The sequence below is a fragment of the endosymbiont of Euscepes postfasciatus genome, assembly GCF_004296535.1.
In the GTDB taxonomy this organism is placed as follows: Bacteria; Pseudomonadota; Gammaproteobacteria; order Enterobacterales; family Enterobacteriaceae; genus Nardonella.
Window position 1 is genome coordinate 31,265 of sequence record NZ_AP018159.1, and the last position, 17,417, is coordinate 48,681.

Sequence of the window (17,417 nt, forward strand, 5' to 3'; positions counted from 1 at the left end):
TTTTATTTTTTACATCATGCCTCCCATATTATTAATACTATTAGTATTATTACCTATTTCTTGTGATTTATCATCTTTAACTATATCTGTTATCATGCATTCTGTTGTAATCATTAAACCAGCAACAGATGAAGCGTATTGTAAAGCTGATCTAGTCACTTTTGTAGGATCTAATATTCCCATAGAAATCATATCTCCATATTCTTCTGTAGAAGCATTATATCCTAAATTTCCTGATCCTAATTTAATTTTATTAGCTATTACTGAAGGTTCTTCACCAGCATTAGATACTATTTGACGTAAAGGAGCTTCCATAGCTTTTATTGCAACTTTTATACCAACATTTTGATCTTCATTATCACCAATAATATTAGATATATTATTAGCCGCTCTTATTAAAGCAACACCTCCTCCAGCAACAACACCTTCCTCTACAGCCGCTTTTGTAGCATTTAAAGCATCTTCAACTCTAGATTTTTTTTCTTTCATTTCAACTTCTGTAGCAGCTCCAACTTTTATAACAGCAACACCTCCAGATAATTTTGCTATACGTTCTTGTAATTTTTCTTTATCATAATCTGAAGTAGCTTCTTCTTTTTGTCTATTTATCTGTAATATTCTATTGTTTATTGATAATTTACTTCCAATTCCATCTATTATAGTAGTTGTATCTTTATTAACAATTACTTTTTTAGATTGTCCCATATCATTTAATTTAACTTTTTCTAAATTTAACCCAATTTCATCAGAAATTACAGTACCATTAGTTAATATAGCTATATCTTCTAACATAGCTTTTCTTCTGTCACCAAATCCAGGAGCTTTAACAGCAACTGCTCTTACTATGCCTCTCATTGTATTAACAACTAATGTTGCTAAAGCTTCTCCTTCTATATCTTCAGCTATAATTAATAAAGGTTTATTTGATTTAGCAATATTTTCCAATATAGGTAATAATTCTCTAATATTAGATATTTTTTTATCAACTAATAATACATATGGATTATCTAATTCTACTAAATTAGTTTCTGGCTTATTAACAAAATATGGAGATAAATATCCTCTATCAAATTGCATACCTTCAACAACATCTAATTCATCTTCTAAACCAGAACCTTCTTCAACAGTAATTACGCCTTCTTTACCAACTCTTTCCATTGCTTCAGAAATTAATTTACCAACATTTTCATCAGAATTTGCTGATATAGTACCAACTTGAGCTATTGATTTAGAATCAGAACATGAAACTGAAAATTTTCTTAATTCATTTACAGCTGCTAATACAGCTTTATCTATACCTCTTTTTATATCCATAGGATTCATTCCAGAAGCAACAGCTTTTAGTCCTTCATTTACTATTGATTGTGCTAATAAAGTAGCTGTTGTTGTGCCGTCTCCAGCAGCATCATTTGCTTTAGATGCAACTTCTTTTACCATTTGAGCTCCCATATTTTCAAATTTATCTTCCAATTCAATTTCTCTAGCTACTGATACGCCATCTTTTGTTATAATAGGTGATCCAAAAGATTTGTCTAAAACAACATTTCTACCTTTAGGTCCTAAAGTAACACGAACAGCATCAGCTAATATATTAACTCCACGTAACATTTTTGTTCTTGCTTCATTACCAAATTTAACTTCTTTTGCTGTCATATAAAATACCTCAATTTTTAATAAATATTTTATAAAATGTTATTTATTCAATTATTGCTAGTATATCACTTTCTGATAAAATTAATAATTCTTCACCATTAATTTTTTCAGATTTAACTCCATAACCGTCATTAAAAATAACTACATCATTTATTTTAACACTTAATGGCATAACTTTACCATTATCTAAAACTCTTCCATTACCAACTGATATAACTTTTCCTCTAGTAGATTTTCCAATAGAAGATTCTGTTAAAACTATTCCACCAGAAGATTTTGTTTCTAACTCTTCTCTTTTTAAAACAACTTTATCATATAATGGTTTAATTTTCATATAATTTTAAATTTATTATAAAATATTTTTTTTAAAAAAATTTATTTAATAAAAAATAAAATAATTTTAAAGAAATTATATTAAATAATATTAAATAATACAATAATAAATATTGTTGTAATAAATAATTATATTTAATATAATTTTATTATACTAAATTTTTAAAAAAAATATTTAAAATGTAATAAATAATATATTTATTTTTTTATAAAGCCCAGATAGCTCAGTAGGTAGAGCAATGGACTGAAGATCCATGTGTCGATGGTTCAATTCCATCTCTGGGCAATAAAAATAAAATTAATTAAACAAAAAAAAATAAAAAATTTAAAATATATTAATGATAAAGTTAAATAGTTATAAATATTTTAAAAATAACACAGAAATAAAAAAGTTACCAAATTCTATAGAAGCTGAACAATCTGTTATAGGAGGATTAATTATATCAAATAATAAAATAGATCAAGTAATAAGTAAAATAAACAAAGAAGATTTTTTTATTCCTCAACATAAAATAATTTTTAACGAAATAAATAATTTATTTAACCAAAAAAAACCGGTAGATTTAATAACATTATCAGAATCATTAGAAAGAAAAAAAATATTAAAATTAATAGGAGGTTTTTCATATTTAGCAGAATTATCTAAAAATACTTCAAATGTATTAAATATAATAACATATTGCGAAATAATAAAAGAAAAATCAATACTAAGAAAAATATTAAATATATTTAATAATATATCTAAACTATGTTATAAACCAAATTATTTAAAAAATAATGAATTATTAAATTTAATAGAATTAAAAATTTCTCAAATATCTAATAAATTAACAAATAATGACAATAATCCTCAAAAAATAGAAAATATTTTAAATAAAACAATAAATAATATAAAAAAATTATACAATAATCCTAATAATAATAAAATAATAGGAATAAAAACAGGATATTTAGAATTAGATAAAAAAACATTAGGATTTCAAAAATCTGATTTAATAATAATAGCAGCAAGACCATCAATGGGTAAAACAACTTTTGCAATTAATTTATGCGAATACTCATTATTAAATGATAATAAACCAGTATTAATATTTAGTTTAGAAATGTCTAGTGAACAAATAATGACTAAAATATTATCATCATTAACAAAAATTGATCATATAAATATAAGAACTGGAAATCTTACTAAAATAGAATGGAAAAAAATATTTGATATAGCAAATATTTTAAATAAAAAAAAAAATATATATATTGATGATTCATCATCATTAACAACTACAGAAATAAGATCTAAATCTAAAAAAATATTTAGAGAAAATAATGGAATAAATTTAATAGTAATAGATTATCTTCAATTAATAAAAACTCCATTTATGTACCATAATAGAACTTTAGAAATAACAGAAATATCTAGATTTTTAAAATCTTTAGCAAAAGAATTAAATATACCTATAATAACAATATCTCAATTAAATAGAAGTTTAGAACAAAGATCAAATAAAAGACCTATTAATTCAGATTTAAGAGAATCAGGTTCTATAGAACAAGATGCAGATTTAATAATGTTTTTATATAGAGAAGAAATTTATAAAGAAAATGATAATAAAAAAGGAGGAGGAATTACAGAAATTATAATAAGTAAACATAGAAACGGACCTATAGGATTAATAAAATTAATATTTAATAATAAATTTTCAAGATTTGATAATTTAAAAAATTAAATAAAATGATTAAAATTAATAACGATAGAAACAAAAATATATTTTTAATGGATGGAACTTTATATTTATATAGATCATATTATAAATTTTTAAATCTATTTAATTCAAAAAATATTTTAATAAGTGTAATACAAGGAATGATATATATAATAAATAAAATAATAAATAATTATAATCCAAAATATTTATTAATAATATATGATTATCCTTGTAAAAATTTTAGAAAAATTTCATATAATGAATATAAAAAAAATAGATCAAGTTGTCCAAAAGATTTAATAAATCAAATACCTATAGTAAATGAAATAATTAATAATATGGGAATATTAACTATATCAATACCTTCAGTAGAATCTGATGATATAATAGGAACTCTATCTAAACAATGTAAAAGAAATGGATTTAATGTTTATATAATTACTATAGATAAAGATATGATTCAATTAATGTCTAAAAAAGTACATATTTTTGATATATTATCTAACAAAATTTTTAATCCTAATGATATATATTTAAAATATAATGTTAATTATTACAATATAATAGATTATTTTTCATTAGTAGGTGATAGTTCTGATAATATACCAGGAATATATGGAATAGGACCAAAAACTGCTAGTATTTTAATACAAAAATATAAAAATATTTATAATATATATAAAAATATAAATGAAATTTATAATATAAAAAATTTAAAAAATCCAAAAAAAATAATAAAAAATTTATGTAAAAATAAAAAAAAATTGATGTTATTTTATAATTTAATAAAAATAAAAACTGATATATTTATAGGATACAAAATAAATGATTTTATTATAAAAAATAAAAATATATTAAATTTAAATAAATTATTAAAAAAATACGAAATACTAGATTTATATTAAATTAAATATATTTATAATTTATTATTATATAATATAATTATTTATAATATATTATATAAATATTTATATAATATAAATTAAAAAATATTAATTTAAAAGGTATTTAAAATGAATAAAGTAATAGATGTTTATTCAATAGTAGAAATATTATTTAATATATATAATAAATTAAAAAAAGAAATAAATAAAAATTTAATAAATGATGGATTATCTATATCAAAAATGAAAATACTAAGATTTATAAATTCTAAAAAAACTAGTGCTACAGATATAAAAAATTATATGGAATTTTCTTCAAGAACAATAGTTACGGTATTAGATTCACTTGAAAAAGAAAATTTATTATATAGAAAGCAAAGTAAACAAGATAGAAGAATAAAATATGTTTATATAACTGAAAAAGGATTAAAAAAATTAAAATTAGCTGAAATAAAACATAAGATTATATTGAATAAATCATTTTCATCTTTAACAAAAATGCAAATAGAAAATTTTTATGAAATATGTGAATCTATAGAAAATAAAAATAAAATATCTAATTAATTTTTTTTAAAAAAATGAATAAATATGAATTAGTTATAGATCTTATACTAAAAGAAAAAAAAATAAATAAAAGTGACTTTATAAAAAAAACAAATGAAAAAAATTAGTTATAATTATTTTTTAAATAAAATAGAAAATGAAGTTTTTAACAAAATTAAATTTTATATTAAAAAATTTAATTTAATAAATTTTGTTGTTTTATTTAGTGGGGGATTAGATTCTACGGTTTTAATTTATATTTTTAATAAAATAAAAAATATATGTCCTATAAATATAAAAGTTTTACATATAAATCATAATATAAATAATAACTCTATATTATATAGTAATCATTGTTTAAATTTTTGTAAAAAATTAAATTTAAAAATAAAAATACTAAATATAAATATAAATAAAGAATTAATAAAAAAATTTGGATATGAATATTCGTATAGAATATCTAGATTAAATATAATAAAAAAAAATATTAATAAAAAAAATGACATATTAGTAACAGCACATCATAAAAATGATCAAATAGAAACTTTATTTTTGTTTTTAGATAGAATAAGTGGACTAAATGGATTATCTGGAATAAAATCTTATAATAAAATATTTAATATTAAAATAATAAGACCTTTATTAAAATTTAAAAAAATAGAACTTTTTGAATATATAAAAAAGAATAATATACAATATATATATGATATTACAAATAAAGATATAAATATTAAAAGAAATTTTATAAGACACAAATTAATATCTAATATAGAAAATATATATCCTAAATTTATAGATTCTATATATAAAAGTATGATTATTATTAATAATCAATATTTATTATTATATTTTTTAATAAAAAAAAATTTAAAAAAAATATTAAATAATGATAAAAAAATATTAGATATAAAAATTATAAAAAAAAATATTTATAATGAAATTCATTTTTTTTATTTAATAAAAGATTGGTTATCCAAAATATATAATATTTATATTAATATAAAAAAATCAAATATTATTTATAAAAAAATATTATATGATGATAATATAAATAATAAAAAAATAACATCATTACAAATAAATAATAATAATTTTATAATTAAATATAATAATTTTTTTCATTTAATAAAAAAACCAAGAATTAATAAAAGATATATTTTATTATATAAAGAAAATAATATATTATATTTACCAGAAAATATGGGACATATCATTTTCAATAAAAATATAAATGAAAAAAATAAAAATTATATATACACAAAAGTAAATAAAAACTTTTTTTATGAAAAAATAACAATACAATTTTTTACAATTTCTTTTAAAGAAAAAGTTTTTTTTCATAAAAATAAAATAAAAATAAAAGATATTTTTAATAAATATAAAATACCTTATTTAATAAGAAAACAAATACCATTATTATTTTATAATGAAAAATTAATTTCTATATTAAATTTATTTGTTATTAATAACATTAACAATAAAAATAATGACTTTATATATATAAAATGGTTTAATTCTCCAATAAAAAAATATTTATACAATATTATATAAAAATAATGAAATCAAAAGAATATTTATTTTTAACATTAAAAAATTATAAAAATAGTAAATATAATGAAATTCATAATTTAATGGTAAAACTAGGTATAATTAGACAATTAAGTTCTGGAATATATTCATGGTTACCAACGGGAAAAGCTATTTTAGACAAAATATTCAATTATATAAAATTTGAAATGAATAAAATAAAATGTTTAGAAATGTTAATTCCTATATTACAATCTGAAGAAATATGGAAAAATAATAAAAAATATAAAATTTATAAGTCTGAATTAATTATAACAAAAAAAGTAAACAACAAAAAATTTATTTTAAGTCCTACAAATGAAGAAATAATTCTATATTTAATTAAAAAAGAAATTAATAATATTAATTTACCATTAAAAATATTTCAAATACAAAGTAAATTTAGAAATGAAATAAGAATTAATAAAGGAATATTAAGAACAAAAGAATTTATAATGAAAGATGCATATTCTTTTCATAATTCATACAAATGTTTAAATAATACATATAATATATTTAAAAATACTTATAAAAAAATATTTAATAAATTTAATATAAAAACTTTTGCTATTAAAACTAAAAATAATAATGGAATAATAAAAGAAAATTTATCTCATGAGTTTCATTCTATATCTGAATATGGAGATAATAAAATAATAATATGTAAAAAAACAAATAAAGCTGAAATATTTAAAAATTCAAAAAAAATATATAAACATTATATATTAACCCCTAAAGAAAATATAAAATATATATCATATAATTATAAATCTTATAATTATATTTTAAATAAAATATGTTTAGAAAAATTTATAAAAGTTTTTATATTTTATGCAAATACAAATTTAATAAAATCAAAATTTATAGCATTAGCAATAAAATTTAAAGATTCATTATCTATAAATAAAATTAAAGAGAATATTTCATCATATATAAGATTTCCAATAAAATTAGCATCAAAAGATGATATAGTGAAAATTTTTAAAGGTAATGTAGAAATAATAGGAATGTTAAATTTAAAAAATATACCTATTATAATAGATTATAATGTTGCTATATTAAGTGATTTTATAACATCTATAAATATAAATAAAATATTAATACATGGATTAAATTGGAATAATAAATTTATAAAAATAAAAGAAGTATCTGACATATCAAATAATAATTCATTAAAAAAAAAATTGATTATAAAAAAAAGTATAGAAATAGCTCATATTTTCAAATTAAATAATAATATTATTAAAACTAATAATGGTAATAAAAAAAATATATTTATGGGATCTTATGGAATAGGCATATCTAGATTATTATTTTTAACAATAGAAAAAAATTTAAATATAAATGATATTAAATTACCATATATATTATCTCCATTTAAAATTTCAATAATTCCAATTAATTATTATAAAAATAAATTTGTATATGATATATCTAATAAATTATATATATTTTTAAACAAAAAATATATTAATAATATAATTTTAGAAAACAGAAATATAAGTTTTGGAAAATCGTTTAAAGATCATTATTTATTAGGAACTTCAACAATAATAATAATAAGTGAAAAATATATTAAATTAAATTTAATAGAAATAATTTATAAAAATAATAAAAAAATATTACAATTAGATTTTAATATCATATTAAAATTTATTAAGAAACATTCTCATATGTAAATATTTTTTTATCAATTATTATATCTAATAAAATTAATGATAATTTTTCATAATTTTCTATATTTATTAATGAAAATAATTTTTTTAGATTATCATTTTTAATGATAAAATTATTATCATTTAAATTATTACATAAATATTTTTTAATTATATACTTATATATATTATTAATTTTATTTTCTATATTATTATTAATAATGTTATCTAATTTAAAATTAATTAATTTTAAATTGTCTTTTTTTAATTCATTTAATATTTTAATATCATTTTTATAATATATTAATGATAAAGATTTTCCAAAATTATTAGCTCTTCCAGTTCTTCCTATTCTATGTATATATATATCTTTATTATTTGGAAAATCAAAATTTATTATCCAATCTACATTTTTAATATCTAATCCTCTTGAGATAATATCAGTTGCTATTAATATACAATTATTATATTTTTGTAATATAAATATTTTAATTATTTTTTCTCTTTTAAATTGACTAACATCACTACTTATATAATAACAATTATAAAATTGTTTTAAAAAATTATATAAATTTATTGTATCTATTTTTTTATTAACAAAAACTATTATAGTTTTATAATTTATATTATTTATAAAATTTACTAATATGTCTTTTTTATTTTTTAAAGAGTTTATTATATAATAATATTGAGTTATAGATAAATTATTTTTATCATTAATAATTATTTCTTTAAATTTATTTAAATTAACAAACGATTTCACTTTTAATTTAATTTCATTTTTTAATGTTGCTGAAAATAATAATGTTTGTCTATTTTTAGGAATATATGAATTAATTTTTTTAATATCTTCTATAAATCCCATTTTAAACATTTCATCAAATTCGTCTATTACTAAAATAGAAACTTTTGATAAATCAATATTTTTTTTATTTATATGGTCTATTAATCTTCCTGGAGTAGAAATTATAATATGTTGTATTTTTTTTAAGTCATTTTTTTGCATTATAAAATTTTTACCACCATATATAGATAAAGAATTTATCCATTTTAAATATTTAGAAAAAGTATCTATAACATGTTTTGTTTGTATAACTATTTCTCTTGTAGGTGATAATATTAAAACTTGTATATAATTAATATTTTTATTTATTTTATCTATTATAGGAATTACAAATGCAGCTGTTTTTCCACTACCAGTATTAGCTATACTTAAAATATCAAAATTATCTAATATATATGGTATACATAATTTTTGTATTAAAAATGGTTTTTTATAATTTATTTTATTAAAAATTTTACTAAAATCATTTTTTAATCCTAAATCTAAAAAATTATCAATATTTTTCATTATCAAATTTTATATTATATTTTTTTATTTAAATTTAAATAAATTTTACCAGTTTTATAATCTACATTTTCTACTTTAACAAAGATTTTTTGTCCAATAAAAAATTTATTACTATAATTTATATTATTATAAACTTTATTTAAATAAGTTTTTTTTATAATTCCTTTTTTATTATTCTTAATAGATACTAATATTCCAATTGAAATTATATTTAATATTATTCCATGATAAATATTATTTTTTATAATATCAGATACAATATCTTTTATATATATAATAGCATTATTTATATCATTTAAATTATTAGAACTTATTTTTATAGTTCCATTATCATTTATATCTATATTAGTATTAGTTTTATTAATTATATCTTTTATAACATTTCCATTTTTACCTATAATATTAGATATTTTATTTTGATCAATTTTTATAATTTTAATTTTAGGAACTAAATCAGATAAATTATTTTTATAAATAGGAATTATAGATTTTATATGACTTATAATTTTTTTTATAGCTTTATTAGCATCTATAAGCAATAAATTTATTATTGATATATTTATAATATTATTAGTTTTTATATCCATTTGAATTGCTGTTATTTCATTACCATTACCAGATACTTTAAAATCAATATCACCATAAGAATCTTCTATACCTGATATATCAGTTAAAATAATATTTTCTTCTTTATTTATTATAATTCCCATGGCAATTCCAGCTATGATAGATTTGATAGGAACTCCAGCATCCATTAAAGCTAATGACGCTCCACATACTGACGCCATAGACGAAGATCCATTTGACTCTATTATTTCTGACACAACTCTTATTGTATATGGAAAATCAATTTCATTTGGAATTATAGGTAATATACTTTTTTTAGCAAGTTTACCATGTCCTATTTCTCTTCTTCTTGGAAAAGTATGAAATCCTGTTTCTCCAACACAATAAGAAGGAAAATTATAATGAAAAATAAATTTATCATAATAATTTTTATTATCATATACTGTTTCAATTATTTGAGAATCTTTTTCATTTCCTAAAGTAACAGAAACTAACGCTTGAGTTTCACCTCTAGTAAATAATGAAGATCCATGTACTGATGGTAATATAGATATATTAGAATTAATATTTCTTATGTCATCAAAATTCCTTTCATCAATTCTTTTTTTAAATTTTAATATTATGCTTCTAAAAATATCTTTTTTTAAATTTTCAAAATTAAATAATATTACATTTATATTTAATGCAGATAATTTATTAATATAATATATAACTCTACTTTTTATTTTATTCATATTTTCATCAAAAATATTTTTATCTTTTATATTTTTATATAAATAAAATAATTCTTTATAAAATATAAATTTCATAATTTGATAAACAGGATTAAAATTAATATTTATATATATATAATCTGTATTAAAAAATATTTTTTTTAAATTATTTAAAAAAATATTTTTATATTCTAATCCATAATTAATTGAATTTAATATTATATCTTTATTTAAAAGTTTAGATGATGATTCAATCATAATTATAGAATCCATAGTTGATGAAAATATAATATCTAATTCACTATTTTGTAAATCTAAATATGATGGATTAAATATAAAATTATTGTTTATATAACCTATTCTACAAGCAAATATAGGACCATTAAATGATTCATTCAATATCTTTTTAATTGCAATAGAAACTCCAATAATTGATATTACATCAGGCATTATATTATTGTCATGTGATAATAAAGTAACAGTTACATCAGTTTCATATAAATAATCCTTATTAAATAAAGATCTAATAGATCTATCTATAAGTCTAGATATTATAATTTCATTTTCTGTTTGTCTAATTTCTCTTTTTAAAAATCCTCCAGGAAATTTACCAGAAGAATATAATTTTTCATAATAATTGATTGTTAATGGAAAAAAATAATCATTATATACTTTATTACCTATTACAACAGTTATTAATATTACTGTATTATTTATTTTTAATAATATAGAAGAATTAGATTTTTTAGCAATTACATCACTTTGAATAATTAATATATTATTTCCATAATTAATTTTAACACTTTGTGAATTAAACAAATCTTATTTACCAATTTTAATTAAACTATTTTTTTAAATCTAAAAAAGATAAAATATTATTATATCTTATTAAACTATTTTTTTTTAAATATTTGAGTAATTTCCTTCTTTTAGATATTTTAAATATTAATCCTCTATTACTATGAAAATCTTTTTTATTTTTAATACAATGTAAATGTATCTTTTTAATTTTATTTGTTAAATTTATTAATTGTGTTTCAACTAGTCCACAATTTTTATTATTTATAATTTTCAAGTTATCTAAATTAATATATTTTTTTTTTAACATAAACTTTTTAATAAAATATTAAAAATTTAATTTTAATAATTTTTATATTTTAAACTATTTATTAAATTAATTATTTTAACAGATTCATAAAATTTATAATCATATAAAAAAACTAATTTAGGAATAAATTTAATATTTAATATTTTAAATAATTTTTTTCTAATAAAATTAGATGAATTATTTAATATATTTATAATATATTCTATATTAATATTACTTAATAATACAAAGAATATTTTTATTTCTAAATTATTAATATTTAATTTTGTTCTGATTATATTAATTTTTTTAAATCTACTATCATTAATATATTTTTCAATTATTAATATAATTTTTCTTTTTATTTTATTTTCTAATTTATTTATTCTTATATTATAATTATTATACATTTTTTATTATTTTATTACTTTATTAATTTGATTCTATAATATCTTTTTTATTAATATTAATTTTTTTTTTTATACAAATACCGCATTCTGTATTTTTTAATACTTCTATTACATTCTTTTTATATATTCTTATAGAATTTATAATAATTTTATCATATAAAATAACATTTTTTCTTTTTATTCTTACTAAACTATTAACTTTTATTTTACCATCTAAAATTTTACATCCTAATATTGTATTATTTTTAGATATTAAAAATACATCAACAACTTCTGCTAAACCTTTAGAATAATTTATTTTTGAAATTTGAATCAAAATATTATTTACTTCATTATTTATATAATCTAATAAATCATAAATTATAAAATAATTCTTGAAAAAAATATTTTTTTTTTTTATTACATTTAATTCTTTATTATTTAAATTAATATTAAATCCTAATATTTTAAATTTAGAATATAAAGATAACATAATATCATTTTTATTTATATTTCCTATACTTATATTAATAGTATTTATTATATTTTTATAATTATTTATTAATGAATCAGTAAATAATTTTATAGCCTTATAAGACCCATAATTATTACATTTTATTATATAATTTAATTTAATTAAATTATTTTTTTTAAAATCTAAATTATCATTATTTAATAATGTATTATTTTTATTATCATTAATATAAATTGAATTATTTTTATTATAATTTAATATTTTTTTTTTTGCTTCTTTAATATCTTTAATATAAATTAAGTTGTTATCATACACATTTGAAATATTAGAAAATCCATATAAATAATATGGTAATGAAGGAAAAGTTTTATCTGTTTTAATAAAATATTCATTTTTTATATATTTTATTTTAGAATAATTATTATCAAATAATAATATATCACCAGTTTTTATATATCCATTTTTAGTTATTACATATAATACGGTACCATTTTTATTATTAAATAATTCAATTATATATGCATCTAATTTTTTATCATTAAAAGTTAATTTATTTATTATATTATTTTTATATTTTATTATTAAATTTAAAAAATCTTTTATACCATAATTATTTTTAATAGATATATATACAAAATCATACATTCCTCCAATATTTTTATCAATTATATTATATTTTGTAAGATCATTTTTTATTTTATTTATATTATTAAATCCTATATCTACTTTTGTAATAACAATTATTGTTGGTATATTAAAATTTTTAATATAATTTATAGATTCTATTGTTTGTTTTTTTATTCCTTCATTAGAAGAAATTACTAAAATAATAATGTCAGTAATATTTATACTTTTTTCTCTCATTTCAATAAAATAATTATGTCCAGGAGTATCAATAAAGACAAAAGACTCACCATTAATATTTATTTTATATGCTAATATATTTTGAGTTATATTACCTTTTTCATTTTTTATTATATTTGTTTTATTCAAATAATCAATTATTGAAGTCTTACCGTGATCTATATGACCTATAATAGTTATTATAGGAGGTCTTAATTTCATAAAATTATTTTTTTATAATGTATTAATATTTATATTTTTATTAAATAATTTGTATATTAATTTTAGATTAATATTTTTTTTTTCTAAAATTTTTGATAAATTTTTCTTTTTTATATATATAAAAATATTATTTTCGTAAATCTTAAATCTTACAATTTTTATAGGGAAAAAAACGTTTTTTATAAATTTTTTAATATTATAACTCCATAAAATAATATCTATTAATTCTCCATTTAATTCATTTGATATTTTATTAATTTTATTCTCTATTTTTTTATATATATTATAAGTTTTTATTTCATTATATTTAGAAACAATAACTATTTTACTTTTTATTCCAGGATTACGATATATATATTTTATATTGAATATATTATTTTTGAATTCATATATATTATCTTTAATTAATTTAGATAACATATTCGTATGTGATCTACTTGCTAAAAAAATTAAATCATTATTATATTTTTTTATATTAATATTATAAATTATTATTTTTATTTTTTTATCTATAAAATAATTATCATTAAATAACATATGATTATAATATAATATTGCATCAAATTCATATCCTACATCTAAAATTATTTTTTTTTTATATATTTTTTTAATTTTACCAATTAAAATATTTCCTATATTTTTTTTAAAATTATTTAATAAATTTTTTCTTTCTATTTCTTTTATTTTGTTTATTATATTTTGTTTAGTTAATTCACTTATTACTCTGTTATTTAAATAAGATAATTCTAATTTTTCATATAAATAATCATTTAATTTCAAATTTTTATTTATTAAAAAACTATTTTTTATAGAAATTTCTTTTTTAAAATCATTTACGATATTAACTATTTTAAATATTTTAAATATAGAAAAATCTCCAGAATTTTTATCAAAAATAACTTTTATATTAAAATCTTTTTCTTTTTTTTTTATAGATTCTTCTATAGAAATTTCTAATATATTAAATATTGTATTTTTATCAATAGACTTTTCATTTGATAATGATTCTATAAAAGATAATATTTTTTTATTAATCATTATTATTATAAATATTTTTAGTAATTTTATTTATTTTGCTTTTTTTAATATAAATAAATAAAAAATCCTTAATAATAAAAAAAGATTAATATTATTAAGGATTATTTTATTCATTGCGGGAGTTGGATTCGAACCAACGTCCTTCGGGTTATGAGCCCGACGAGCTTCCATCTGCTCTATCCCGCTAAAAATTTAATAATTAAAGAATATATTAATAAAAAGAAAAAGTCAATATTTAAAAAAATATACCGAGAATGGGACTTGAACCCATAAACCATAAAGGTACTATCTTCTTAAAATAGTGTGTTTACCAATTTTCACCATCTCGGTTAATAAAATATAGATACTATTAAAATTATTAAAAAATAAAAAATTATTATGAATAATATTATTTTATCTAAATTACTTAATAGTTTATTTCTATTTTTTAATATATATTTATCATTATTTAATTCATTTTTTTTATTAATTTTTTGAAAAAATATTATTAATATTAATAATATTGACAATATTTTTACTAAATTATTAAATAACAAATTCATAAAATCATTTTATTTGATAGGTTATAATATTATATTTTTTTTTAATTTTTATATTATTTTTTTTCTGTTCATTAAATCATTAATCTGAATAGAATTTAATGTTTCATGTTTTATTAAAGCTTCTTTCATTTTATGTAATATATCTATATTATTTATTAAAATTGATTTAGCTCTATTATAATTTTTATCTATAATTTTTTTAATTTCTTTATCTATTATTTTATGTGTTTCTTCAGATATTAATTTATTTTTCATATTCTTATTAAATAATATATCATTATTATCATTATCTTCAATATATAATGGACCTAATATATCAGAATATCCCCATTTTATTACCATATTTCTCGCAATATCTGTAGCAACTTTTATATCATTTTGAGAACCAGTAGAAATTTTATTTTTACCATATATTATTTCTTCTGCTAATCTTCCACCATATAATGTAGATATTTTACTTTCTAATTTTTCTTTATCTATACTCAATAGATCTTCTTTAGGTAAAAAAGAAGTAATTCCTAAAGCTTGTCCATGAGGAATAATAGTAACTTTATGTATAGGGTCATAATTAGGAACTATCATTCCTACTATAACATGTCCAGACTCATGATAAGCTGTAAACTCTTTTTGAATATCACTTATTATCATAGATTTTCTTTCAGAACCTAATATTAATTTATCTTTAGCAAATTCAAAATCTTCCATAGAAACCATACTTTTTTTATTTTTAGCCGCTATTAAAGAAGCTTCATTTACTAAATTTGCTAAATCAGCTCCAGAAAAACCAGAAGTAGATCTAGCAATTGTATTACAATTTACATCTAAATCTAGTGGAACATTTTTCATATGTATTTTAAGTATTTTTTCTCTTCCAGATATATCTGGTAAACCAACAAAAATTCTTCTATCAAATCTACCAGGTCTTAATAAAGCTTTATCTAAAACATCTGGTCTATTTGTAGCTGCTATTATAATAACATTTTCATTTTTATTAAAACCATCCATTTCTACTAATATTTGATTTAAAGTTTGTTCTCTTTCGTCATGACCTCCACCTAATCCAGATCCTCTTTGTCTTCCAACAGCATCTATCTCATCAATAAATATTATACATGGTGATATTTTTTTAGCTTGATCAAACATATCTCTAACTCTAGAAGCTCCAACTCCAACAAACATTTCTACAAAATCAGATCCAGATATATTAAAAAAAGGAACTTTAGATTCTCCAGCAACAGCTCTAGCTAATAAAGTTTTACCTGTTCCAGGAGGACCTATCATTAGTATTCCTTTTGGAATTTTTCCTCCTAATTTTTTAAAAAATAATGGTTCTTTTAAAAACTCAACTATTTCTCTAACTTCCTCTTTTGCTTCATCACAACCTTCAATATCATTGAATGTTGTTTTTATTTCATTTTCTAAAAATATCTTTGCTTTATTTTTTCCAAACGAAAATATATTTTTATTTCCTGAATTTATTTGTTTTATAAAAAAAATCCATACTATTATTAGTAATATCATAGGAAACCAAGATATAAATATTGTAGTAAATATACTATTTTCTTGTGTAGGTTCTCCTACTATTTTTACATTTTTATCTAATAATATATTTAATAACTTAGAATCATAAATAGGTATATAAGTTATATAATGATTTCTATCTTTTCTTGTTACAGAAATTTCTCTACCATTTATATTAACTTCTTTTATTTGATCTTGATTAAGTTCATACATAAAAGTAGAGTAATCTACTTTTTCATTATTATATAAATTAAAATTAAAATTTTGAAATAAAAACATTAAAATTAATGATATAAACAACCATATAATAAAATTTTTTATTAAATCAGTCAAAA

Annotated in this window: 15 protein-coding genes and 3 tRNA genes; 6 read left to right on the top strand and 12 right to left on the bottom strand. The window is 16.8% G+C overall.

The features are described from left to right. Positions 1–9: 9 nt before the first annotated feature. Both groL and NAREPO1_RS00145 read right to left on the bottom strand, forming a co-directional pair. Positions 10–1,653, bottom strand: coding sequence for a chaperonin GroEL (groL, locus tag NAREPO1_RS00140; RefSeq protein ID WP_130624000.1), 1,644 nt, complete (start codon positions 1,651–1,653; stop codon positions 10–12). 43 nt (positions 1,654–1,696) lie between these two features. Beyond that, the gene (locus NAREPO1_RS00145) at positions 1,697–1,987 is read right to left on the bottom strand and encodes a co-chaperone GroES (RefSeq protein WP_130624001.1); all 291 of its coding nucleotides are present in this window, start codon (positions 1,985–1,987) and stop codon (positions 1,697–1,699) included. A 212-nt stretch (positions 1,988–2,199) separates the two neighbouring features. Between NAREPO1_RS00145 and NAREPO1_RS00150 the strand changes: the two genes are divergently transcribed. The 6 genes from NAREPO1_RS00150 (at position 2,200) to proS (ending at position 8,358) form a co-directional block, all read left to right on the top strand. Further along, a tRNA-Phe gene (locus NAREPO1_RS00150) sits at positions 2,200–2,272 on the top strand. A 52-nt stretch (positions 2,273–2,324) separates the two neighbouring features. After that, entirely contained in the window at positions 2,325–3,707 is a 1,383-nt protein-coding gene (gene dnaB, locus NAREPO1_RS00155; protein WP_130624002.1) for a replicative DNA helicase, read from the top strand. Between the two features lie 5 nt (positions 3,708–3,712). Next, positions 3,713–4,591, top strand: coding sequence for a 5'-3' exonuclease (locus tag NAREPO1_RS00160; RefSeq protein WP_130624003.1), 879 nt, complete (start codon positions 3,713–3,715; stop codon positions 4,589–4,591). 108 nt (positions 4,592–4,699) lie between these two features. Next, complete coding sequence (locus NAREPO1_RS00165; protein ID WP_130624004.1) at positions 4,700–5,134, top strand: MarR family winged helix-turn-helix transcriptional regulator; 435 nt, start codon at positions 4,700–4,702, stop codon at positions 5,132–5,134. Between the two features lie 93 nt (positions 5,135–5,227). Further along, on the top strand, positions 5,228–6,664 hold the full coding sequence (gene tilS, locus NAREPO1_RS00170) for a tRNA lysidine(34) synthetase TilS (protein WP_130624005.1): 1,437 nt from the start codon (positions 5,228–5,230) through the stop codon (positions 6,662–6,664). Positions 6,665–6,669: 5 nt separating this feature from the next. Further along, positions 6,670–8,358, top strand: a complete 1,689-nt coding sequence (gene proS, locus NAREPO1_RS00175) for a proline--tRNA ligase (protein WP_130624006.1) — start codon at positions 6,670–6,672, stop codon at positions 8,356–8,358. Here proS and NAREPO1_RS00180 read toward each other — a convergent pair. The 10 genes from NAREPO1_RS00180 to ftsH form a co-directional block, all read right to left on the bottom strand. Next, entirely contained in the window at positions 8,336–9,685 is a 1,350-nt protein-coding gene (locus tag NAREPO1_RS00180) for a DEAD/DEAH box helicase (RefSeq protein WP_130624007.1), read from the bottom strand. The genes proS and NAREPO1_RS00180 overlap by 23 nt on opposite strands. A 14-nt stretch (positions 9,686–9,699) precedes the next feature. Then, positions 9,700–11,784: a polyribonucleotide nucleotidyltransferase gene (locus NAREPO1_RS00185; protein WP_130624008.1), complete on the bottom strand. Its 2,085-nt coding sequence runs from the start codon at positions 11,782–11,784 to the stop codon at positions 9,700–9,702. 25 nt (positions 11,785–11,809) lie between these two features. Continuing rightward, entirely contained in the window at positions 11,810–12,073 is a 264-nt protein-coding gene (gene rpsO / locus NAREPO1_RS00190) for a 30S ribosomal protein S15 (protein WP_130624009.1), read from the bottom strand. Between the two features lie 32 nt (positions 12,074–12,105). After that, positions 12,106–12,462, bottom strand: a complete 357-nt coding sequence (locus NAREPO1_RS00195; RefSeq protein WP_130624010.1) for a ribosome-binding factor A — start codon at positions 12,460–12,462, stop codon at positions 12,106–12,108. Positions 12,463–12,484: 22 nt separating this feature from the next. Continuing rightward, positions 12,485–13,981, bottom strand: a complete 1,497-nt coding sequence (locus tag NAREPO1_RS00200) for a GTP-binding protein (RefSeq protein WP_130624011.1) — start codon at positions 13,979–13,981, stop codon at positions 12,485–12,487. 12 nt (positions 13,982–13,993) lie between these two features. Next, complete coding sequence (locus NAREPO1_RS00205; protein WP_130624012.1) at positions 13,994–15,019, bottom strand: NusA N-terminal domain-containing protein; 1,026 nt, start codon at positions 15,017–15,019, stop codon at positions 13,994–13,996. A gap of 113 nt (positions 15,020–15,132) precedes the next feature. Next, positions 15,133–15,205: transfer RNA gene (locus NAREPO1_RS00210), tRNA-Met, on the bottom strand. 60 nt (positions 15,206–15,265) lie between these two features. Continuing rightward, a tRNA-Leu gene (locus tag NAREPO1_RS01225) sits at positions 15,266–15,349 on the bottom strand. After that, the gene (locus NAREPO1_RS00215; protein ID WP_130624013.1) at positions 15,349–15,561 is read right to left on the bottom strand and encodes a hypothetical protein; all 213 of its coding nucleotides are present in this window, start codon (positions 15,559–15,561) and stop codon (positions 15,349–15,351) included. Before NAREPO1_RS00215 ends, NAREPO1_RS01225 begins: the two co-directional genes overlap by 1 nt. A 48-nt stretch (positions 15,562–15,609) precedes the next feature. Beyond that, the gene (gene ftsH, locus NAREPO1_RS00220; protein ID WP_130624014.1) at positions 15,610–17,415 is read right to left on the bottom strand and encodes an ATP-dependent zinc metalloprotease FtsH; all 1,806 of its coding nucleotides are present in this window, start codon (positions 17,413–17,415) and stop codon (positions 15,610–15,612) included. Between the last annotated feature and the right edge of the window lie 2 nt (positions 17,416–17,417).

Coding starts and splice junctions, on each gene's coding strand:
- groL (WP_130624000.1), bottom strand. CDS start 1,653: ATGACAGCAAAAGAAGTTAAATTTGGTAATGAAGCAAGAACAAAAATG.
- NAREPO1_RS00145 (WP_130624001.1), bottom strand. CDS start 1,987: ATGAAAATTAAACCATTATATGATAAAGTTGTTTTAAAAAGAGAAGAG.
- dnaB (WP_130624002.1), top strand. CDS start 2,325: ATGATAAAGTTAAATAGTTATAAATATTTTAAAAATAACACAGAAATA.
- NAREPO1_RS00160 (WP_130624003.1), top strand. CDS start 3,713: ATGATTAAAATTAATAACGATAGAAACAAAAATATATTTTTAATGGAT.
- NAREPO1_RS00165 (WP_130624004.1), top strand. CDS start 4,700: ATGAATAAAGTAATAGATGTTTATTCAATAGTAGAAATATTATTTAAT.
- tilS (WP_130624005.1), top strand. CDS start 5,228: ATGAAAAAAATTAGTTATAATTATTTTTTAAATAAAATAGAAAATGAA.
- proS (WP_130624006.1), top strand. CDS start 6,670: ATGAAATCAAAAGAATATTTATTTTTAACATTAAAAAATTATAAAAAT.
- NAREPO1_RS00180 (WP_130624007.1), bottom strand. CDS start 9,685: ATGAAAAATATTGATAATTTTTTAGATTTAGGATTAAAAAATGATTTT.
- rpsO (WP_130624009.1), bottom strand. CDS start 12,073: ATGTTAAAAAAAAAATATATTAATTTAGATAACTTGAAAATTATAAAT.
- NAREPO1_RS00195 (WP_130624010.1), bottom strand. CDS start 12,462: ATGTATAATAATTATAATATAAGAATAAATAAATTAGAAAATAAAATA.
- NAREPO1_RS00200 (WP_130624011.1), bottom strand. CDS start 13,981: ATGAAATTAAGACCTCCTATAATAACTATTATAGGTCATATAGATCAC.
- NAREPO1_RS00205 (WP_130624012.1), bottom strand. CDS start 15,019: ATGATTAATAAAAAAATATTATCTTTTATAGAATCATTATCAAATGAA.
- NAREPO1_RS00215 (WP_130624013.1), bottom strand. CDS start 15,561: ATGAATTTGTTATTTAATAATTTAGTAAAAATATTGTCAATATTATTA.